Annotated in this window: 18 protein-coding genes and 1 riboswitch; of the genes, 5 read left to right on the top strand and 13 right to left on the bottom strand. The window is 60.8% G+C overall.

Annotated features, from left to right (window positions below; all coding sequences use genetic code 11):
• Positions 1-9: 9 nt before the first annotated feature.
• Complete coding sequence (locus tag ACOSV0_RS29645) at positions 10-186, bottom strand: hypothetical protein (RefSeq protein ID WP_434110682.1); 177 nt, start codon at positions 184-186, stop codon at positions 10-12.
• A 706-nt stretch (positions 187-892) separates the two neighbouring features.
• On the opposite strand from ACOSV0_RS29645, the gene ACOSV0_RS29650 reads away from it, so the two are divergent.
• Complete coding sequence (locus tag ACOSV0_RS29650) at positions 893-1807, top strand: helix-turn-helix domain-containing protein (RefSeq protein WP_434110683.1); 915 nt, start codon at positions 893-895, stop codon at positions 1805-1807.
• Between the two features lie 141 nt (positions 1808-1948).
• Here ACOSV0_RS29650 and ACOSV0_RS29655 read toward each other — a convergent pair whose 3' ends face one another.
• A complete protein-coding gene (locus tag ACOSV0_RS29655; RefSeq protein WP_434110684.1) occupies positions 1949-3160 on the bottom strand; it encodes a D-amino acid dehydrogenase in 1212 nt (403 codons plus the stop codon).
• A 174-nt stretch (positions 3161-3334) separates the two neighbouring features.
• A riboswitch (glycine riboswitch) is annotated at positions 3335-3428 on the bottom strand.
• 335 nt (positions 3429-3763) lie between these two features.
• Between ACOSV0_RS29655 and ACOSV0_RS29660 the strand changes: the two genes are divergently transcribed.
• Complete coding sequence (locus ACOSV0_RS29660) at positions 3764-4396, top strand: LysE family translocator (RefSeq protein WP_434110685.1); 633 nt, start codon at positions 3764-3766, stop codon at positions 4394-4396.
• 68 nt (positions 4397-4464) lie between these two features.
• Here ACOSV0_RS29660 and ACOSV0_RS29665 read toward each other — a convergent pair whose 3' ends face one another.
• Together ACOSV0_RS29665 and ACOSV0_RS29670 are read right to left on the bottom strand one after the other, a co-directional pair.
• The gene (locus ACOSV0_RS29665) at positions 4465-4992 is read right to left on the bottom strand and encodes a GNAT family N-acetyltransferase (protein ID WP_434110687.1); all 528 of its coding nucleotides are present in this window, start codon (positions 4990-4992) and stop codon (positions 4465-4467) included.
• A 12-nt stretch (positions 4993-5004) separates the two neighbouring features.
• On the bottom strand, positions 5005-5577 hold the full coding sequence (locus tag ACOSV0_RS29670; protein WP_434110689.1) for a helix-turn-helix domain-containing protein: 573 nt from the start codon (positions 5575-5577) through the stop codon (positions 5005-5007).
• A gap of 306 nt (positions 5578-5883) precedes the next feature.
• Between ACOSV0_RS29670 and ACOSV0_RS29675 the strand changes: the two genes are divergently transcribed.
• The gene (locus ACOSV0_RS29675) at positions 5884-6588 is read left to right on the top strand and encodes a YceH family protein (protein WP_434110691.1); all 705 of its coding nucleotides are present in this window, start codon (positions 5884-5886) and stop codon (positions 6586-6588) included.
• A gap of 65 nt (positions 6589-6653) precedes the next feature.
• Here ACOSV0_RS29675 and ACOSV0_RS29680 read toward each other — a convergent pair whose 3' ends face one another.
• The 9 genes from ACOSV0_RS29680 to ACOSV0_RS29720 form a co-directional block, all read right to left on the bottom strand.
• Positions 6654-7535 carry a MipA/OmpV family protein gene (locus ACOSV0_RS29680; RefSeq protein ID WP_434110693.1) on the bottom strand — a complete coding sequence of 294 codons (882 nt, stop codon included), beginning with the start codon at positions 7533-7535 and terminating at the stop codon, positions 6654-6656.
• Positions 7532-8419, bottom strand: coding sequence for an alpha/beta hydrolase (locus ACOSV0_RS29685; RefSeq protein ID WP_434110695.1), 888 nt, complete (start codon positions 8417-8419; stop codon positions 7532-7534). Before ACOSV0_RS29685 ends, ACOSV0_RS29680 begins: the two co-directional genes overlap by 4 nt.
• A gap of 3 nt (positions 8420-8422) precedes the next feature.
• Positions 8423-9193 (bottom strand): DUF4118 domain-containing protein, encoded by a 771-nt coding sequence (locus ACOSV0_RS29690; RefSeq protein WP_434110697.1) that lies wholly within the window; start codon positions 9191-9193, stop codon positions 8423-8425.
• 457 nt (positions 9194-9650) lie between these two features.
• On the bottom strand, positions 9651-10169 hold the full coding sequence (locus ACOSV0_RS29695; RefSeq protein ID WP_434110699.1) for an SLATT domain-containing protein: 519 nt from the start codon (positions 10167-10169) through the stop codon (positions 9651-9653).
• Between the two features lie 102 nt (positions 10170-10271).
• Positions 10272-11330, bottom strand: coding sequence for an LLM class flavin-dependent oxidoreductase (locus tag ACOSV0_RS29700; protein ID WP_434110701.1), 1059 nt, complete (start codon positions 11328-11330; stop codon positions 10272-10274).
• A gap of 1545 nt (positions 11331-12875) precedes the next feature.
• Positions 12876-13757: an ABC transporter permease gene (locus ACOSV0_RS29705; protein ID WP_434110702.1), complete on the bottom strand. Its 882-nt coding sequence runs from the start codon at positions 13755-13757 to the stop codon at positions 12876-12878.
• A 2-nt stretch (positions 13758-13759) separates the two neighbouring features.
• A complete protein-coding gene (locus ACOSV0_RS29710; protein WP_434110705.1) occupies positions 13760-14674 on the bottom strand; it encodes an ABC transporter permease in 915 nt (304 codons plus the stop codon).
• A gap of 117 nt (positions 14675-14791) precedes the next feature.
• Positions 14792-16087 (bottom strand): ABC transporter substrate-binding protein, encoded by a 1296-nt coding sequence (locus ACOSV0_RS29715; RefSeq protein WP_434110708.1) that lies wholly within the window; start codon positions 16085-16087, stop codon positions 14792-14794.
• 80 nt (positions 16088-16167) lie between these two features.
• Complete coding sequence (locus tag ACOSV0_RS29720) at positions 16168-17226, bottom strand: ABC transporter ATP-binding protein (RefSeq protein WP_434110710.1); 1059 nt, start codon at positions 17224-17226, stop codon at positions 16168-16170.
• Positions 17227-17542: 316 nt separating this feature from the next.
• Between ACOSV0_RS29720 and ACOSV0_RS29725 the strand changes: the two genes are divergently transcribed.
• Both ACOSV0_RS29725 and ACOSV0_RS29730 read left to right on the top strand, forming a co-directional pair.
• Entirely contained in the window at positions 17543-18508 is a 966-nt protein-coding gene (locus ACOSV0_RS29725) for a polysaccharide deacetylase family protein (RefSeq protein WP_434110712.1), read from the top strand.
• Between the two features lie 2 nt (positions 18509-18510).
• Entirely contained in the window at positions 18511-19245 is a 735-nt protein-coding gene (locus tag ACOSV0_RS29730; protein ID WP_434110714.1) for a GntR family transcriptional regulator, read from the top strand.
• Positions 19246-19253: the final 8 nt, after the last annotated feature.

Consider the following 19253-nt stretch of genomic DNA (forward strand, 5'->3'; position numbering starts at 1 on the left):
CTCAACTGCTCATCGCGGGTGAGATTGCGGGATTTCGTACTCGAGATGCGAGTCGTCGAAAATGTCGGAGAATTCGCGGCTTTGCCGAAAGGTCGGATCGGGCTCGCAACTCATCGGCAAATAGCCGCCGCACGGTGTATTGGGTCCGACGCGCGTGAGCAATTCGTTGGTTGCGTGGTCAAGCATGGTTCTCCTCTTTCTCAGGTAATAGCGGGCGTTTACACCCGGAACGTCTGGACTTGTGTGCGCGGGCAGAACCAGTGCAGCCGCGTCATGCCCGCCGGACAACGACGGGTCCCGGCAACGTTCCGCAAAGCGATGGATATCGAAAAACCGACTATGTCCTGGGCGAGCCATGCGTTGGCGATCGCAAGATCCATTTTTGTCGCTTCTTGTCTAAATATTTAGACTACCGGTGCGAATCGGAGAATGCAAGCATTGATTGAAAGATGGATACGAATGCGCAGTTGCATCAGAAACGAGTACGCATGCCGGCGCCGATCGGTACGCTTACGCCCGTCTGCGCGGTGTTGCCGTGGAAATTGCCGATCGGCGAGCGGTCTTGGACGTTGCGTAAAGCTTGACGATCCTGACGTCATACTGAACCGTGCTCTGGCTGTAGAGTCCCGGCACACCGGTGAACGTCGTGCCGAGATCGCCTGTCTTTTTATTTAAACAGCCGAGGCATACGCTATCCCCTTCATCGAGGACGTTCTGCCAGTCATTATGGTGCGAAAGCTACCTCGTGCATCCTTACGCGATGCCGTCCGAGTTAAAATACACTATCCAAAAAAATAGACAAAGCAATTCGTTGTCGATGAACTGGAAGCGGGAAGGGACGTGATCGGCTACGGCTCGCGGTACACTTGCGCAAACGTCAGAGGCCTCTAGAGTGACATCGTCCAGTACACGGAAAAAACGCCCGCGCGGGGCATGCTTCGATTATCAGAGCATCGGCGAACGTCTGCGTGCCTACCGGATGGCGGCCGAGCTGCGCAGCGAAGATGTTGCGGACCGGCTGAACATCTCGCGCGCCGCGGTCTACAAGCTCGAACGCGGTGAGATCGTCAAGGTCGACACGCTAGAGCGTCTCGCGGCGCTGTTCGGCGTATCGCTCGCCAATCTGCTCGGCGTGGAAGTGGAGTATCACGACTCGGCGGTCAGTTACTTCGAGCGGATGCGTCAACTGGAAAGCCGTTCGGCGCGCATCGTTGCCCATTTCGACCCGTTCTCCTTCCTGCTGACCTCCGACGAATACGACGGCTGGCTCAAGCAGATGCTCGACGAAAGCATTCCGTCATCGTTGAACGACGCATCGTGGCAGCAGATGCTGAGCCGCGTCACGGCCATCCTCGCCGAACGTAAGGCGGCATTCAAACAGGCGCGTCCCAACGTGACGAGCCTGATCGGCCTGCGTCAGATCGAACAGTTCCTGCATCACGGGCTGGTGGGCCACCTCGGCCTGCCGCCGGGCGTGCAGCTCGAACGCAAGCTCGCCGCGCGCCGGGAAGTCATGCGCATCGTCGAGATGCTCGAGCGCGACGTCGAAGGCATTCATATCGGCATTGTCAGTGACAACATGCCGAGCGAGACCTTCCAGATCTTTGGAGTCCAGGATAAGACGTATGTCGCAACATCTCCGTTCCGCCTCGGCGAGTTGCCCAATATCCGAACGGGTATCGCGACCATCACGATCGCGCCGGACGCGGTGACCATGTACCGCAAAATGATCGACCGCCTCTGGATCGACGCGGCCAAAGGAAAGAAGGGCGCGGATCTGCTAAAGAGCTTGCTGGATCGCGCCTGACCGGTGCGCGGCGGCGCGTGGACCTGGGCGCGAGAACCGTCGATCTGAAAGAGTGAAAATGCGCTCGGGTTGCGCCACGCGTTTGAGCGTGGCGCTGGCAAACAGGCTTTAAACAGGCTTTAAACAGGCTTTAAACAGGCTTTATTGAACGGCCTCGGCCACAACTTGCGCCGTAGCCGCCGACAACGTCCACCCCAAATGCCCATGCCCGGTGTTATAAAAAACGCCGCGTCGTTTGCCGCGCCCCACCTTCGGCAGCATACTCGGCAACATCGGCCGCAAGCCCGCCCATGGAATTACGCGCGCGGTCGACACCTCGGGGAAATACTGCCGGGTCCAGTCCACCAGCGGAGCGATCCGGTCCGAGCGGATATCGCGGTTAAAGCCGTTGATCTCCGCCGTCCCGGCAACCCGGAACCGATCTACGCCCAGCCGGCTCGTCACGATCTTCGCGCTATCGTCGAGCAGACTCACCCACGGCGCGCGCTGCTGACTCACCTCGTCGTCGAGGCACACGGTGATCGAATAACCCTTCACCGGATAGACGTTCACGTGATCGCCCAGCAGCGCCGCAAAATCGCGGCTCTTCACGCCGGCGCACACGACGATCCGCTCGAAGGCAAAGCGTTGTGACTCGCCCTCGAGATTGACCGTCAGCGAAAAGCGTCCCTCTGCCGGCTGTTCGATCGCCGTGATCTCGGCGTCGTAGTGAAATTCGACGCCGTGCCGCACGCAGGCATCTGCGAGGCCGCGCGTGAACTTGTGAATATCGCCGGTCGAATCGGAAGGCGTAAAAAAACCACCGAAAAAATCGCCCTTTATCGTCGGCTCGATCGCGTGCAACTCGCTCGCGGTCACCGGATTGCGGTCGAGGCCGCCTTCGCGCAGCAACGCATTCACCTTGCTGGCCGCATCGAATTCCTTGCGCGTTTTATAGATGTGCAAAATGCCGCGCCGTTCCAGATCGAAGTCGATCCCTTCGCGTTCGGCAATCGAAAACAGATGTTCGCGCGCCGCAATCGCGAGCCGCACCGTTTCGACGGTGTTCGCGCGATAGTGCGGAATCTGCCGCAGAAATTCGCCCATCCACGAATACTTGTGCCACGTGGGCATCGGATTGAGCAGCAACGGGGCGTCGCGCGTGAGCATCCAACGCAAGCCTTTCATCACGGTAGCCGCGCTGTTCCAGACTTCGGCATTGCTGGCGGACAACTGGCCGCCGTTGGCGAACGAGGTCTCCATCGCCGCATAGCGATGACGTTCGAACACGGTGACGTGGTGGCCGCGTTGCGCGAGGGCGTGCGCAGTCGTGACGCCGGTAATGCCGGCGCCGATAATGGCGATTCGTGACATGACATGGTCCAGAGTAGTTGAGCATCACCGGTGTCGATTTCGTGTCGAAACCGGCGTCGATGCCCCATCTGTCCATGTACCTGAGAGTTTCTTCCCGTGAGCATACGAGCGCAATGCAGGCCGTATGCAGGGAATCCCCTTCGGTGGGCGCGCATGGCGCCGCTCTCCAGATGTTCCAGCTGCGCGGTCCTTTTGCCTGAGAGTTTCCGGGGCGGTTGCTCCGTCGGCGTCGTCACAATCTTCTGACGATCTCTCCCGCGCTGCGTTGCAGAACGGCATGACGATACCGGGCAATAAATTTCACCGCAAGTGTTTCTTGCGATGCAGCGCGCCATTGGCCGGATGGAAAGCGGCGCAAATCACGCTGAAAAACCCCATTCACGTGACGGCGATTTCAACAGCCGCATCATGAACGCGTGGCTACGCGGCCCGGTTTCTGAGCTGGAGAGTGAACCGTGAAGCGATACGCAGTCAGACGCGATGAACATCATTCAACGGTCTATTAGAATTTTTCAAGTATGGGTTTAAGGCTTGAATTGGCGACATCGGCTATATTTAGCGGCACTGCCTGACTTCGATTTTCAACACACAGGAGAGACCGCCGTGCCCGCTGTCACAACGCTGCTCGCCTTTGCCCTGGTCTCGCTCGGCATGGTGCTCACACCCGGCCCGAACATGATTTATCTGATCTCGCGATCGCTCTGCCAGGGGCGGCGTGCCGGGCTGGTGTCGCTTGGCGGGGTCGCGCTCGGCTACGTGTTCTACATGTTTTGCGCGGCGTTCGGCATCACCGCGCTGCTGTTGACGGTGCCGTACGCGTACGACGCATTGCGTTTCGGCGGCGCGCTTTATCTGCTGTATCTGGCGTGGCAAGCGGTCAAGCCGGGCGGCCGCTCGCCGTTCCAGGTGCGCGACCTGCCGCACGACAGCAGCCGCAAGTTGTTCACCATGGGTCTCGTCACCAACCTCGCGAATCCGAAGATCGCGGTGATGTATCTGTCGCTGCTGCCGCAATTCATTTCACCGGCGCACGGCAGCGTGCTCACGCAGTCGATCGCGCTGGGTTGCGTGCAAATCGTCATCGCCGTCACGATCAACGCGCTGATTGCCAGCACGGCGGGCTCGATCGCCGGGTTTCTCGCCGGGCGGCCGGTATGGTTGCAAGTGCAACGGTGGCTGATGGGCACCGTGCTTGCTGGTCTGGCCGTGCGGATCGCGTTCGATTCGCGCCGCTAAAGCGCAGCTCGAGGTGTCGCCTGAGTCCGTATTGCGGGCTTTCTGAGGGCGTATCGCTCACCTTGGGCTCAGAGCGCCTTGTACATGATGGTGGCCGAATCAAGCCGCTCCTCCAACGTGTCGCGGCAAAACTGCGGGATCGTGCCGGCCGTTTGATAACCCAGTGCGGTATAGAGCGGCTCGGCCTTGTCGCCTGTGCGCGTATCGAGCGTCAGCAAGCTGCGCTGCAATTGGTGCGCACGATGTTCCAGTCCCACCATCAGCGCTCGGGCGATACCCTGGCGACGAAACGCGGGGTGAACCAGCAGCTTGCGCACCTCCGCGCGATGACGCTGGTTCGGCATCATGTCGTAGTCCAGTTGCACGGTGCCGGCGATCGACTCGCCATGATGCGCGACGAACAGCACGAGCGCGCCCTCGCGCAGCGACGGCAGCACTTTGCTGCTCCAGAACGCCTCACTCTCCTCAACGCTATACGGCAATACAAATCCGACGCTCGCGCCATCATGGACGCAGGCACGCAGCAGCGCGCCGAATTCGGGCAGATGGCGGACGAGGTCGTCGGCGGAAAAGGTCGTGATGGTGATCGCGCTCATGTTGGCTCGCATTCAGACGATAAAGAGGATGTAGCGCGCCGCGCTGTGCGCGGGCGTGACGAAAGCGCTGGGGCCGAACAACTGATAGCGCAGACAGTCGCCGGGATGCAGATCGTGGCTTCGGCCGTCCACTGTGATCTGCAATTGCCCTTCGAGCAGGATCAGATGATGTTCGAGTCCGGCTCTCGGCGATGCGTCGTAACTGATACGCACGCCGGCATCCAGTTCGCACTCCAGCGCCTCGCCGCTCAGCGCTTGCGCCGGCGGCGACACCGAGCGGCGCCGGAAGCCGACGCTCGCGTCGGTCCAGACCGTCTGCGCTTCGCGCGGCACCAGCGGCGCGAAGTCTTCTTCGACCATGTGCATGAGGCGCGACATCGGCAGGCCGTAGGCGACGCAAAGTTTGCCCAGCACGCTCGCCGTGGGACTCACGGCAGCGTTTTCGAGGCGTGACAGGGTGGCGCGGCTGACGTTGCTGCGCTTCGCCAGATCGTCGAGCGACCAGTTGCGCTCGGCGCGCAGCCCTCGCAGACGCTGGGCGATGCGGCGGTCGATGGCATTGTCGTCGGTGATTGTGTTTTCCATATTCGGGAAATTATCTCGAATATGGAAAGTCGTCAACGAAACAAAAATGCATTGGCGCGAAAGCGAGCGGACTGCCGGGACGTGCGAGCGGATGAGCGGTTAAGTGGCGCCGGGGAGGGTTTCTTGTTGCAACACTGGACGTGCCAGGCAGCATCGCTCGCCCCGGAGCGTCGCCGGAGATTCATACACCGCAAGAGGCTGGGGCGTTTATCATAGGGCCCACAAACTAAAACCTGCCGCCCGGCTGTGCAACGGTATGGCACACCATCCGCGAGACCTGGCGGCGCATGTCGCGACATCCTCTCTATGAACTCCACGCCCGACGCTGTTTCCCGTTCCTCTCTCCGTGCTTTGACCTTGCTTGAAGGGCGCGTACTCGGCGTGCTCGTCGAAAAGCAGCACACGGTGCCGGACAGCTATCCACTGTCCCTGAACGCGCTGACCCTGGGCTGCAACCAGAAAACCGGCCGTGCGCCGGTGATGAACGCGACCGAGGCGGAGGTGCTGACCGCCGTCGACGGATTGAAGCGCCTGAGCCTGGTAATGGAGGGCAGCAGCAGCCGTGTGCCGCGCTTCGAGCACAACATGAACCGCGTGTTGGGATTGCCGAGTCAGTCGGCTGCGTTACTGACTACCTTGTTGCTGCGCGGCCCGCAGACCGCGGCCGAGTTGCGATTGAACAGCGCGCGCTTGCATGGGTTTGCCGATATTTCGTCGGTGGAGGCGTTTCTCGATGAACTGGCTGGCGGGAACCCGTCGCGAGTCGTGAAGCTGGCCCGGACGCCTGGCGAGCGCGAGAATCGCTGGATGCATCTGCTATGCGGCGAAGTCAGCGCAAGCGAGCTTGCACCTGCAGGCGGAGAAGACGAGGTTGTGCCGCTGTCGGCGTTCGAGGCGGTAAAAGCTGAACAGAAGCGGCTTGCCGATGAACTGAGCCGGCTTCAGGCGGTGGTGCGGCGCATGGCCGCCGAGTTGGGAATCGAAGTCGACGAGCCTGGCACGGAAGACTGAAACGCTGCCGGCTTTTTGCGCGCCATGAGCGATGTGAGCGCCATGAGCGCGCAAAAAGCCAAAAACTAGAACTTGTAGTTCACCGAAGCGAGCGTATTGAGTTCGAACCTTTTTTCGGCAATCGGGCTATTCGCCGCGTCGTGCTCCAGTCGTCCGAAAGTAGCGGAAACCGAGCCATTCCAGTGCTTTGAAAAGTCATACGTCACCATGGCGTTCATATGGATGTCCCGCACACCGGCACTGGTGTTATACGTGGGCAATCCCGAGGCCGCGCTCTGCTGTTCCGAGACGCCGAAGAACGTCCGCGTATACGTCCCGTTCGCCCACGTGAACCCAGGGCCCACCGAGAACAACCAGCCGCCAACCGGCGCCGACGCCACGAAATCCGTACTGATCGTCGTCCCCTGATGGTGCCCGGCGATATCCTGGTACAGCGCCACCGAACCGGTAAACGCCCACCACGTGTAGTCGGCGAAGAGCTTCAGTTTCGGTCCGCCATCGACGTTGCCAAGCCCATGCAAGCGTGAATCGTCGGACTCCTTGCGCGTCTGGAAATCGAAACTGAAAGCGGCGCCCACGTGATAGGCCGGACCGCGCAGCACATTGACGCCAAGCACGTCAGGACCCTGCGAGAAAATCCGGTCGTCGTATGAAATGTCCAGCGCAGGGAAGGGGAATACCTTCAACTGCCGCGATCCCGGGTAGCTGGGCGTGATGACCACGCCAGGGCCCACGCCAATTTTCCATTTGCTGTCGGTGGCCGCGTCCGTGCTCGTGTCGGCCGTCGCGTTCGGACTTGCGTCGTCCGCATACGCGGCACGCGCGGTGCAAAGGCCCAGCGCAGCGGCGAGCAGCAGCGACAGGTGTGCGGGTCTGCCGAATCTGACTGGGGTACGCAGCGACACGCTCGCCGGTTTGCCGAAACTGGGCGCCGTACGCATCGTCATGCGCGCTCCTTGCCCAGCGCCGCGAGTTGCCGGAGGCGTCGCGCCAAAGCCTTCGAGACGACCTGTTGTTTGCCGCTCTCGTCGCCGCTGTGGGCAGCTTCGCTCTCGCGCAAAAATAGCGCGGTTTCGCGCGCGACGATTTCGCGCTCGTTGTCCGACGTAATCATGTGGTACGAATCATCCAGCCAGATTGTGCGTAAAAAGGCCGCGCCGATATTCCCGGCGACAAAAAGAGCATTGCGGGGGCTCGACGTTTCATCGTCGATCGCATGGACAATCAGGCAATCGGTCTTGATGTCGCGCACCTGCGTGCGCACGCTCGCGGCGAGGCGGCTCGCCTGATGCAAGGCGGGCAACGAGATCGTGGACGGCCCGACTTCGCTGAAGTCGCTGCGCTGCATCGCGCGGGCGATCTTCGCTCTGAGCGCTTCGTTGCGCAGTCCGAACGGCGCTTCCTCGCGATAACGCCAGCGTTTGCGCATCGGCGTGAAGTACGCCCAGTTGAGCAGGAAGCGATACCAGGGAATTGCCCAGCCGTCGTATGAGAGCGTCAGCGACAACAACACGAGCGACTGCGCCGCGGGACGGCGATGCGCCAGCGCCAGCGCCAATGCCGCACCGATCGACAGCCCACAGATCGAGACACGTGCAAAGCGCGCGGCCAGCGCGTCGTACTCGCGCACGGCGGCCTCGAGCCATACTTCCATCGCCGCTTCTTCCGAGCCTGCGCTATAGCCTGGCAGGACCGGCGCGCAAGCCGTGAAGCCCTCGGCGTTCAGATAGCGTGCGAGAAAGCGTAATTCGAGCGGCGAGCTCGACAGGCCGTGCAGCATCAGCACGGCATGGTCGTCGCCGGGTAAGAGGAGACTCGTTGGTTGGCTCATGGATCAGGTCCCGATCCGCAGCACGAGAAACTCGCCGGCATGGGTAGTGAACCGCTCGCACACGCATTCGGTCAGCTTCGAGACGCCGTCGCCGCTTTTCAGGCGCACGCGATGACTGCCGGGCCACAGTGCTTTGCTGAGCCGCTGGATGTCCTCAGGATCGACATCGGTAAAGCGCGGGCCGGGCGCGATTTCGTTAGGCAGACGCGGCAGCACGCCTTGCGGTTTGAGGTCGTCCGCGGGTTGCAGTGCGTTGCGCTCGAGCGCCTGAATGAAAATGAAGGTTCTGTGGTGATGCGAAAGATGGCGCAGCAGCCGATGCGTTTCGTCGACGGCACGGCGTGCGAGCATGCGTTCGTTGTCGTGACGCAGCAGCATTTCATAGCGCGACTGCGCAACCGATGCGATCAGTTCCGCTCGAAACTGCGCGCGGCGCAGACGCTCGATCAGCATGATGACGAACAGCGTCACCAACGGATACGAGATCAGCAGGACCAGGTCGGCGCGATCGAATACGGCGATGGTTGCGTAGGGCGGGACGAACAGATAGTCCGCAATACCCAGGCCGAGCAGCATGACCGTAAGCGCCGGGGCCAGCCCGCAAAAATATTCGACCAGCGACGCCGCGATACAGAACGCAGTGCCCGGCATGATCGGTCCGATAAGCGGATGGAGCAACATGCGCACTCCGCTGGCGATCGCCAATGCGGCGGCCGCGCCGAGCCAGACGCGTGTTCCCCTTGGTGCCCAGCGACGGGCGTTTTGGACTTCCATAATCTTTTTTTTAGGGAGCGATTATGCTTCCCGATTGAGTGTGGCAATGCGCTTTACAGCGCAGGTCGGACAATACCATAGTCGGGCAAAGGGAAAGACCCGGAAAATGTGAATACTGGCGGACCGGGTGGGAATACCGTATTTCAAATGCCTGACGGAAAAACATGTCCGGGAACAGGGGTATTCTCACCAGCGTGCATTGTGCAGGCAGCGAACTTAAATGACGCTTAAGCGGCTTGAGGAAGGGGCTGTGCGAACCTTTCGCCGCATTGCAGGAAACCGTGACAGAGCTGTCCGGCAAGCGAAATAGTATGGGGGAAATGGCACGCCGTAGCATTTCCCCGCTTATACAACATGCGGCCGCGTTGCCTCAATGACAGTTAATGCTCTTTACAAATGACACAGAACATTTACGACGCCCCCGCATTTTTCAACGGCCAATGGGCTGGCCGCTCGCTCAGGCATCGCGGCTTCGCCGCGGTTCGTTGGACAGGGTTCGCTGGGTGCGATAAAAAACGCGTGGCGGCACGTTGGGCGAATCTTCAGCGAGCCGGTCGAGTTCGTCGCGGATGGCGGTGAGATAGTGGCCGTCGCGGGCATCCGCGTCACCTGCGAAGATCGCTTCGAGCCTGCGCCGCACGGCGCCATAGCGCGCGCCCGCTGCACGATGCTTTTCCGCACGCTCCGCGTATCGGAGGAACGTTTGCAGCGCGGCGGAGACCGCAGCGGCAACGCTCACGAAGCCCAAGGCGATCCTGAGCGCCGGCGAGACGGTGGCCGAACTCAGCGACGCAAACACGGCCGTGCCCACAAAAGCGGTCAATACGGTGACCAGCCAGCCGACGCCGCGGTCTCGCGCCGAGAGAAGGTCGGCCATGTCGTAGTGGCTCATCTGGGATTCACGCGCGCGCCGGATCCATTTCAGCAGAAGCTGGTCTTCGTCGACCGGGGGCTCGTACGCAGTCAGGTTCTTCATATCGCTCGTCGGGGCTGTTCAGTTTCGCAAGCGTAGCGCATGCGCTTGACGATACTGTGCCACATGAGCGCCACGAACTGAACGCTGCAGAACCTTCTCCGATCATTCGAGCAGACGGCGTACGCGCGGAATGACTTCCTCGGCAAAAATGCGCATGTCGGTTTCGAACGGCTGGAATTGCAGCATGAACAATTCGATCCCTGCACGATGGAAGCCGGCGATCCGCTCTGCGACCGTGTCATAGCTGCCGACCAGTCCGGCTGCCGTGCCACCGTTCGAGCCGACCCGCGGTGTTCGCGCGAAGGTCTGGAACATCACCGCCTTCGGGTCGATGTTCGGCTTCTGTTGCTCACGCAACGGGGCATCTTTCGAAGCCAGTGCAAAGAGATGCTCAAGGTGCCGATCCGCGGCCTCATCCGTTTCGCGAGCAATAACGAACGCCGACAAACCGAAGCGCAACGGCTCGTGCGCCGCGGGGCGCTTGCGGGCCGAGACATCCGCGATCAATGCCTTGACCTCGTCCAGCGGCTGGCCGTTGATGAACCACACGTCGCCTTTGTCCGCGACCAGTCCCCGCGCCGGTTCCGATTCCCCGCCGACGTAGATGCGCGGACGGCTGCGAAACGGGTCATCGGGGCGCAATAAATAGTCATCCACATTGAAATGCTCGCCGCGAAAATGTGTGCGTTCGCCACGCAGCAAAGAATCGACCACCGTAATCCACTCGCGCCCATAGGCGTAACGCGCGTCATGCTCCGCGAAGCCGATACCGGCGCGCTCCAGCTCCGGCCGATTCCATGCGTTGACGAGATTGATCGCAAAACGCCCACCGCTGATGTGTTCGATCTGCTGCGCCATCTTTGCCAGCACCACCGGGTGATACAGATACGGCTTGATCGCGGCGATGATCTCGATGCGTTCGGTCAGTGCCGCTAGCGCGGCCGACGCGGTCCATGCTTCGAGCTGATCGAACTCGGGGTTGTGCGGGTTGATCGTGTGCTGCGCGACCAGCACGGAGTCGTAACCGAGCCGCTCGGCTTCGAGCACGAGGGCTTTGTTTCTTGCCCACGACGCGTCGTACGGCTCATCGGGGTCCTGCAGCGCGGCGCGGCTGCCGTGAACCAGCGCCCAGATGCCGAAGCGGGGAGGGAGTGTCGACATGGTGCAGAAATCTCCACGGGAAGCGTGTTGTTCAAATTCGCATCAAACTTTGGATGATGAAGGATAGTGTTGGTGTGCGTTCCAATTTCTATTTATATCTATTGATGAAATTGGTCTTAGGGGGTGGTGTTCGCCACCTGTGGTGGGGTTGGGGGTTTTGGTCTTTTCTTGAATTGTTATTGGTTTATTGGCGTTCGCCTTTGTGGTGGAGCTGGGTTCTTTGGCCTTTCTTGTTTTGTTATTGGATTATTGGCGGTCGCCACCTGTGGTGGGGCTCGATTCTTTGGCCTTTCCTTGTTTTCTTATTGGTTTATTAGCGTCGCCCCTGTGCGGGGCAGGCACCTACTTTTCTTTGCCTGCTGCAAAGAAAAGTAGGCAAAAGAAAGCAGCTCAAACCGCCAGCTTATAAGCGGGTCCCCCGCACAGCCACGGTAGTGGTGCATCTGGAATCCGTGTTCTCGCACATTCGGCGTGAGTGACAAAGCACTCATCCGCTCCCACTCCGCACTACGTGCGTCGCGGACGGGCCCGCCAGGGAAACCTGGAGGCTTCGTTTGCGCGCGATGGGGCCGTCGGCTTCGCCTCGGCAACGACGGAATTGCTTGGGAAACCAACGGTTTCGTTTACGCGCGGTGGGGCGATCGGCTGCGCCTCGGCGCCGACGGGATTGCTTGGGAGACCAGCGGCTTCGTTTGGGCGCGGTGGGGACCATCGGCTTTGCCTCGGCGACGAAGGAATTGCATGGGAAACCAGTGGCTTCGTTTGCGCGCGGTGGGGCCATCGGCTGCGCCTCGGCGACGACGGAATTGCTTGGGAGACCAGCGGTTTCGTTTGGGCGCGGTGGGGACCATCGGCTTTGCCTCGGCGACGAAGGAATTGCATGGGAAACCAGTGGCTTCGTTTGCGCGCGGTGGGGCCATCGGCTGCGCCTTGGCGACGACGGAATTGCTTGGGGGACTATCGGCTTCGTTTAGGCGCGGTGGGGACCATCGGCTTTGCCTCGGTGGAGCATCAAATGGAGCACGCATGCGAGAACGTGGAGATGGGTTCTTGAGGTGTGCCAATGCCATTGGCGAGCCACGATACTGAGCGAAGCGCGAGTACGAAAACGTAGCGATCGGTTCCATGCGGTGGGCTTCGGCGCGCGCAGCGTCGCCGGAAGAATGACGGCCTTGTCACGAACGTCGAATGTGCGAGGGCACAGATTCCAGATGCACCACTACCGTGGCTGTGCGGGGGACCCGCTTAGGAGTTAGCGGGGTGAGCTGCTTTCTTTTGCCTACTTTTCTTTGCAGCAGGCAAAGAAAAGTAGGTGCCTGCCCCGCACAGGGGCGACGCTAATAAACCAATATCAATTCAAGGAAAGGCCAACGCCGCAGGCAACCAGACAAGAAAAGGCCAACACCGCAGGCGACCAGACAATAAGCGCCGCACAGGCAAACATAACAAGGAAAGGCCAAAAAACCCAGCTCCACCACAGGTGTCAAACACTAACAACCCAATAACAATTCAAAAAACGACCACCGCCAAAGGCAAAAAGAACCCTCACCGCCTCCACCCCCGCACCGCGAACAAACAAACCCCCACAACAGCAAGCGACAAAACCGTAGTCATCGTCCCCAACGCATAAATCACCGGCGTAGTCACCGAAGTAGTCAACCCTTGCAACTCAAGCGGCAACGTATTCTGATCCCCGATCGCCTGCGAGGTACGAGCAATCTCATCCCATGAAAGCGTGAACCCGAACATGGCGACGCCAACCACCGAAGGTCCGATAATCGGCAAAACAACATGCCGGAAACTCTGCCACGGCGTGGCGCCCAGGTCCCGCGAAGCCTCCTCATAAGCAGGATTAAAGCGATTGAAAACCGCAAACATCACGAGCAAACCAAACGGCAACGTCCACGTCAGATGCGCGCCCAGCGCCGAGGTGAACAAACCCATCGACGTCGTATAAGTATCGGCAAAAGACTGATACCCCCACGCGGAAGCAAGATACTTCACTCCGTTATCGAGCAGCCGGAACGTCAACCCGACCCCAAGCGAAACGATAATGGACGGCATGATCAGACTGGCGACCGACACATAAAACACCGCCGTATCCCCGCGAAACCGTCGGCGAAACGCCAACCCGGCCGCCACGGAGAACAGAACGGTCAGAACAGTCACCGCCAACGCGAGCCGCACGGACCGGCCGAATGCCGCCCAGATGTCGACGTCGCCCACGCCGTCTCGCAGCACGGCAAACCAGTGCAGCGACACGCCGCGCATCGGAAACGTCAATCCGCCCTCGGGGCCCTGAAACGAAAGAATAAAAATCGTAATCACCGGTCCGTATAAAAACAGAACGAACAGGCCGAACAGCAGCGCGAGCCAGTAAAAGCTGGCCGGGCGATGTTCCCGATGTTTGAGGCGAGTCCCCGGCATCTTTACAGCTCCTTGCGGATGTCGACCACCCGCGTCAAACCCCACACGATCATCAGCACCACCGCCAGCAGAATGATCGCGTTGGCCGCCGCTGCGGGAAATTGCAGGTAGCCGGTCTGCACCTGAATGATCTTGCCGACCGATGCGATCTGCTGGCCGCCCATCACGCCGACGGTCAGAAAATCGCCCATCACGATCGTGATGACAAAGATCGAGCCGATGACGATGCCGGTCTTCGACAGCGGCAACACCACGTCGCGAATCACCTGCCAGCCGCTTGCGCCGGCATCGCGCGCGGCTTCGAGCAACGAGCGGTCGATACGCATCATCGCGTTGAAAATCGGCACGATCATGAAGAACGTATAGAGATGCACGAACGCCAGCACGACCGAGAAGTTCGAATACAGCAGCCATTCGAGCGGCTGATCGATCAGATGCACGCCCAGCAGCGCCTGATTGACGAGGCCGTTACGGCCGAGCAGCGGCATCCACGAGATCATGCGGATCACGTTCGAGGTCCAGAACGGAATCGTGCAGACAAGGAACAGGACCGTCTGCATACTCGTCGTGCGCACGTGGAACGCGAGGAAGTAGGCGATCGAAAAACCCAGCAGCAAAGTCACGGCCCACACGATCGCGCAGAACTTGAGCGTCGACCAATACGTCTTGAAGGTTACGCAGACGTCCGTCATCGACGAACAGCCGTTGAAAATCGCCGCGTAGTTTTTCAGCGTGAAGGCCGGGATGATCTGGTATTCGTTGAAGTCCCAGAAGCTGACAATCAACGTGATAACCAACGGCACGATGAAAAACAGCAGGAACGTCAGCGAAAGCGGCGTGGCCTGCAGCCAGGCCGGCGCGCGCCGGTGTTTGACGGGTTCGTCCTGTGCGTGAGAGGAAAGCTCGATCGTTGCCATGGGCGGTTATCTGGAGAAACACGGCGCTGCGAAATGAGCGCGTCATCGAGAAACTGCCGGCGTGTCGTACACCGGCAGCCTCTCATGCAACTGCGTCGGTCAGAGTCAAGATCAGGATCAAGCCGCGATGAACTCGTTCCACTTCTGAACCATGTAGATGTTCTCGTCCATCACCGCATTCCAGCAGGCAATCGCACCCATTCGCTGGTTGTAGGAGCCGCCGTCGCGCACCGTGCCGGCTTTTTCGAGCAACTGGCCATCGGGCGCCTTGATGTCCTGCGTGGCCGCCTTGCCTTCGATCCAGTAGTCCCATTCGTACGGCTGCATGTGCGTTTTCGCGGTCTCAAGCACGCCCGAGTAATAGCCCTGGCGCATCAGGTAAGCACCCGCCCAACCGTCCTGGAACCAGTTGACGAACTCGTACGCGGCGTCGAGCTTCTTGCCCTGCAGCGAGCGCGGAAAGCCGAAACCCGAGGCCCACGAGCGATAGCCCTCCTTGAGCGGCTGGAATTTGCAGGCGATGCCCATAGTGCGCACTTTGGTCACGGCCGGCGACCACATCGACTGGATCACCACTTCGCCCGAGGCCATCAGGTTCACGCTTTCGTTGAAGTCCTTCCAGAACGCGCGGAACTGGCCACCGCGCTTGGCTTCGATCAGGATCTTGATGGTCTGGTCGATCTCGGCCTTGGTCATGTTGCCTTTGTCGCCGTATTTCATGTGACCCATTGCCTCGATCGCCATCGCCGAATCCATAATGCCGATCGCTGGAATGTTCAATAGCGCCGCTTTGCCCTTGAACTGCGGGTTGAGCAGTTCGGCCCAACTGTCGATCGGGCGTTTGATGAGATCGGGGCGAATACCGAGCGTGTCCGCGTTGTACGTAGTCGGGATCAGCGTCATCCATTCGGTCGGCGTTGCCGAGAATTCGGTGGAGCGCGGGCCGGTCAGGAACATCACTTTCTTCGGCGCGGTGCCCTGGTCGCCGATCTTCTTGCCGTTCACTTCGCCGCGGGTCAGCACCGGCGTGATCTTGTCGGCGAGTTTGATGCGCTTCGCGTCCATGCCCGCGAGCGTGCCGGCCGGAATCAGTTTCTTGAGCGCGAAGTATTCGGTGTCGACAATGTCGAACGAGTTGGGCTGCGTGATGATGCGCTTGGCCACGTCGTCGGTCGTTACCGGCACGTACTGGATGTCGATGCCGGTATCTTCCTTGAATTTCTTCGCGATGTCGGCACTCTGATTCACCGCCGTGCCGAGATAGCGCAGCGTGATCTTCTCCTGCGCATGCACGTACGGAAAACCGGCAATACCGGCCGCCGCCACGGCGCCCTTGATGAACGTGCGGCGCGACAGGCCTTTTTCCGTCAGGTCGGATGCGGCCGTTGCCGGGCTCTCGTTCGCTTCACTCATTGCTTTCTCCTCAGTTGACGTTCGGTTTTCCTGGTCAGACGTTCTCTTCGCTGCCGTGTCGCGCCATGCCGCGCAGCCGGTCAGGCCGCCAGCGGATGCGCGTCCTGCTCGTTCCACCAGACCACCACGCGCGCATCGGGGCCGAGGCGCGCCGAGTCGTAGTCGCTGTCGCTGACCAGCGAGATCAGTTCGGGCGAGCCGTCGAGCGGATCGAGCGTCATACGCAAATGGGTGCCCTGGTATTCCGCCTCGCGCACCTTGCAAGGCACGCCGCCGATCCGGGTCAGGCCGGTCTCGCCGGTTGCCGTCTGGACGGGCGTGACGCCGTGCGGCACCACCCGCAGATGATCGGCCCGCACGGTAAACGCGCGGCCGTTCGCATTGAATACGTTGTGACCGCCGAGGAAACGCGCGACGAATTCGGTGCGCGGACGGTTGAATACTTCGTGTGGCGTGCCGCTTTGTTCGATCCGACCGTGGCTCATGACGACCACCAGATCGGCCAGCGCCATCGCTTCTTCCTGCGAGTGCGTGACGTGCACGAACGTAATGCCGAGTTCTTTCTGCCAACGCTTGAGTTCGGCGCGCATCTGCACGCGCAGAAAGGGGTCGAGCGCGGACAGCGGTTCGTCGAGCAATAGACAGCCGGGTTGATTCAGCAACGCGCGCGCGAGCGCGACGCGCTGCTGCTGGCCGCCTGACAGCTGAGCGGGTTTGCGTTCGGCATAGGCGGACATCGCGACCAGTTCCAGCAGTTCGCCGGCGCGCTTGCGGCGCACATCCTTCGCGATGCCGCGCATCTTCAGGCTGAACGCGACGTTATCAAGCGCGCTCAGATGCGGGAACAGCGCGTAGTTCTGAAACACCATGGCCGTGCCGCGGGCCGCGGGTTCCGCACGCGTGACGTTGCGGCCCGCGATCAGAATGTCGCCTTCGGTAACGGATTCATGCCCGGCGATCATGCGCAAGGTCGAGGTCTTGCCGCATCCCGACGGCCCGAGCAGGCAGCAATACTGACCGCCGGCAATGCGCAGATCGATGGCGTCGACGGCAAGCGAATCGCCGTATTGCTTGGACACGTGCACCAGTTCAATATCGGCGGCTTTGGTTTCGAGCACCGTTGAAGCAGACTGAATCATGAAGGAAGTGTCCTCGTGAACGGCAAAGAGCGGGCGCACGCAAAGTCACTTGCGATGCCTATGCGAAATCATCCAAATGCAAGACATGTGCCATCCGGCACATCGCGATGCTCGCCGATTGCAAACGCGCCGGTGTACTTAACGTCGACGAGTTGGCTCACATATTGCAAACGATCCGTAGCGTCGATCGTCAGCGATCAAAGAGCATTTTCTGCGCGATCGCGGTGCGTCTTCGTTCCGTCCCGGGGCATGATCCGGCCAACTCGGTTCATGCGGGGCACGACGCGCCGCTTTGCGTCATCCACGGTTTCTTTATATGAACGACACACGGAACATGCCCGCAGCAGAGAACCGCGCCCGTCAATCGATCACCACCCATGGCCGCTTTTCGTATCGCCCGATCACGGACAGCGACGCCTTCCGCTGGCCCGGCGATAGCGGACTCGCGGTCTACCTGGGCTTCAACATCGAACACTTTGCGTTCGGCGAGGGACTCGGCGCCGCACTCGGCCCGATTTCGCCGCAGCCGGATGTGCTGAACCATAGCTGGCGCGAATACGGTAACCGCGTGGGTGCGTGGCGCTGCATCGAACTGTTCGATCAACTGGACATGCCTGCGGGCACGCTCATCAATACCGCGCTCTACGATCATTGCCCGGAATTGATCGCGGCCTGCGTGGCGCGTGGCGACGAACTGATCGGCCACGGGCACACCAATGCGCATCGGCAGAGCGACCTCGACGAAAACGGCGAACGCGAACTGCTTCTGCATTGCCGCGAACGTATCGCCGAAACATCCGGCACGCCGCCGGCGGGCTGGCTCTCGCCATGGATCTCCGAATCGCACCTGACGCCCGATCTGCTGGCGGAGACCGGGTATCGCTACACGCTGAACTGGTGTCACGACGATCGCCCGGTACGCATGGCCACGCGAGGCGGCCCGCTATGGTCGATTCCGTACCCGCAGGAACTCAACGATCTACCGATGATGGTGGGCCGCCATATGGACGGCCGCGCGTTCGCCGACATGATCGTCGACCAGTTCGACGAGATGCTCGAACAGGCCAATCGCGGCACGCAACCCCAGGCGCTCGTGATGGGCATCGCGCTGCATCCTTATCTGGTGGGGCAGCCGTACAGACTGCGGCATTTGCGCCGCGCGCTCAACCATATCGCGGCGGCGCGAGCGAAAAGCGAGGTGTGGGTGACAACACCTGGTGCAATCGCGCGTCACATGGATACATTGGAGCGGGACGGCTTGCTGCGCCCAGAGGCCGCATGAGCATGAGCCCGAAAGCCGGCGCGGCCACCGCCAGAAAAACCCCGAAGGAAGAAGCGGATGCCGACGCGCGCATCTATCAGGCGATCTTCGACGGCGTGTTGAATCATCGTTTGACGCCCGGCACGAAGCTGCCGGAACCCGAATTGTGTCAACTGTTCGGCGTGGGCCGCGCGGCCGCGCGGCGCGTGCTGGAGAAGCTCGCTTACGACGGCATCGTCGTGCTGCGACCGAACAAGGGGGCGGTGATTGCAGAGCCGACGCCGGAAGAAACCCGCGAGATCTTCGAAGCGCGGCGCTCAGTCGAACGCATGCTGGTCGAGCTGGCCGTGCAGCGTGCGAGTGCGAAGGACATCAAAGCCCTGCGCCAGCAGTTGGCGAGCGAACACGAGGCGATGCATCGCTTCGACCAGCCTTCGTGGGCCACGCTCGCCAGCAGTTTTCATATGCGCATCGCCGCGCTCGCAGGCAACTCGATTCTGCAAAATTATCTGAAGGAACTGGTTTCGCGCTGCTCGCTAATTGTCGGCGTGTACGAGCCGCCGGGGCATGCGCCATGCGAACACGCGGAGCATGCGTTGATCGTCGATTGCATCGAGGCACGCGACGCAGCGGGCGCGATGGCCCACATGGAAGCCCATCTTCGCGATATCCAGGAGCGGATCGAAACGTCGCGGATGCGCGGCGAGAAAAGCCTCGGCCAGTTGCTCGGCATCACCAGCTACGCCACTCAAACTTAGGCCCGCGT

It is taken from the genome of Paraburkholderia caffeinilytica, from assembly GCF_051027425.1.
In the GTDB taxonomy this organism is placed as follows: Bacteria; Pseudomonadota; Gammaproteobacteria; order Burkholderiales; family Burkholderiaceae; genus Paraburkholderia; species Paraburkholderia caffeinilytica_A.

What these genes read in the sequence shown, in the direction of transcription:
- ACOSV0_RS29695 (WP_434110699.1), bottom strand. Translation starts at nt 10,169, where the DNA reads ATGAAGAACCTGACTGCGTACGAGCCCCCGGTCGACGAAGACCAGCTT.
- ACOSV0_RS29710 (WP_434110705.1), bottom strand. Translation starts at nt 14,674, where the DNA reads ATGGCAACGATCGAGCTTTCCTCTCACGCACAGGACGAACCCGTCAAA.
- ACOSV0_RS29725 (WP_434110712.1), top strand. Translation starts at nt 17,543, where the DNA reads ATGAACGACACACGGAACATGCCCGCAGCAGAGAACCGCGCCCGTCAA.
- ACOSV0_RS29705 (WP_434110702.1), bottom strand. Translation starts at nt 13,757, where the DNA reads ATGCCGGGGACTCGCCTCAAACATCGGGAACATCGCCCGGCCAGCTTT.
- ACOSV0_RS29700 (WP_434110701.1), bottom strand. Translation starts at nt 11,330, where the DNA reads ATGTCGACACTCCCTCCCCGCTTCGGCATCTGGGCGCTGGTTCACGGC.
- ACOSV0_RS29665 (WP_434110687.1), bottom strand. Translation starts at nt 4,992, where the DNA reads ATGAGCGCGATCACCATCACGACCTTTTCCGCCGACGACCTCGTCCGC.
- ACOSV0_RS29670 (WP_434110689.1), bottom strand. Translation starts at nt 5,577, where the DNA reads ATGGAAAACACAATCACCGACGACAATGCCATCGACCGCCGCATCGCC.
- ACOSV0_RS29720 (WP_434110710.1), bottom strand. Translation starts at nt 17,226, where the DNA reads ATGATTCAGTCTGCTTCAACGGTGCTCGAAACCAAAGCCGCCGATATT.
- ACOSV0_RS29645 (WP_434110682.1), bottom strand. Translation starts at nt 186, where the DNA reads ATGCTTGACCACGCAACCAACGAATTGCTCACGCGCGTCGGACCCAAT.
- ACOSV0_RS29715 (WP_434110708.1), bottom strand. Translation starts at nt 16,087, where the DNA reads ATGAGTGAAGCGAACGAGAGCCCGGCAACGGCCGCATCCGACCTGACG.
- ACOSV0_RS29680 (WP_434110693.1), bottom strand. Translation starts at nt 7,535, where the DNA reads ATGACGATGCGTACGGCGCCCAGTTTCGGCAAACCGGCGAGCGTGTCG.
- ACOSV0_RS29730 (WP_434110714.1), top strand. Translation starts at nt 18,511, where the DNA reads ATGAGCCCGAAAGCCGGCGCGGCCACCGCCAGAAAAACCCCGAAGGAA.
- ACOSV0_RS29685 (WP_434110695.1), bottom strand. Translation starts at nt 8,419, where the DNA reads ATGAGCCAACCAACGAGTCTCCTCTTACCCGGCGACGACCATGCCGTG.
- ACOSV0_RS29675 (WP_434110691.1), top strand. Translation starts at nt 5,884, where the DNA reads ATGAACTCCACGCCCGACGCTGTTTCCCGTTCCTCTCTCCGTGCTTTG.
- ACOSV0_RS29655 (WP_434110684.1), bottom strand. Translation starts at nt 3,160, where the DNA reads ATGTCACGAATCGCCATTATCGGCGCCGGCATTACCGGCGTCACGACT.
- ACOSV0_RS29690 (WP_434110697.1), bottom strand. Translation starts at nt 9,193, where the DNA reads ATGGAAGTCCAAAACGCCCGTCGCTGGGCACCAAGGGGAACACGCGTC.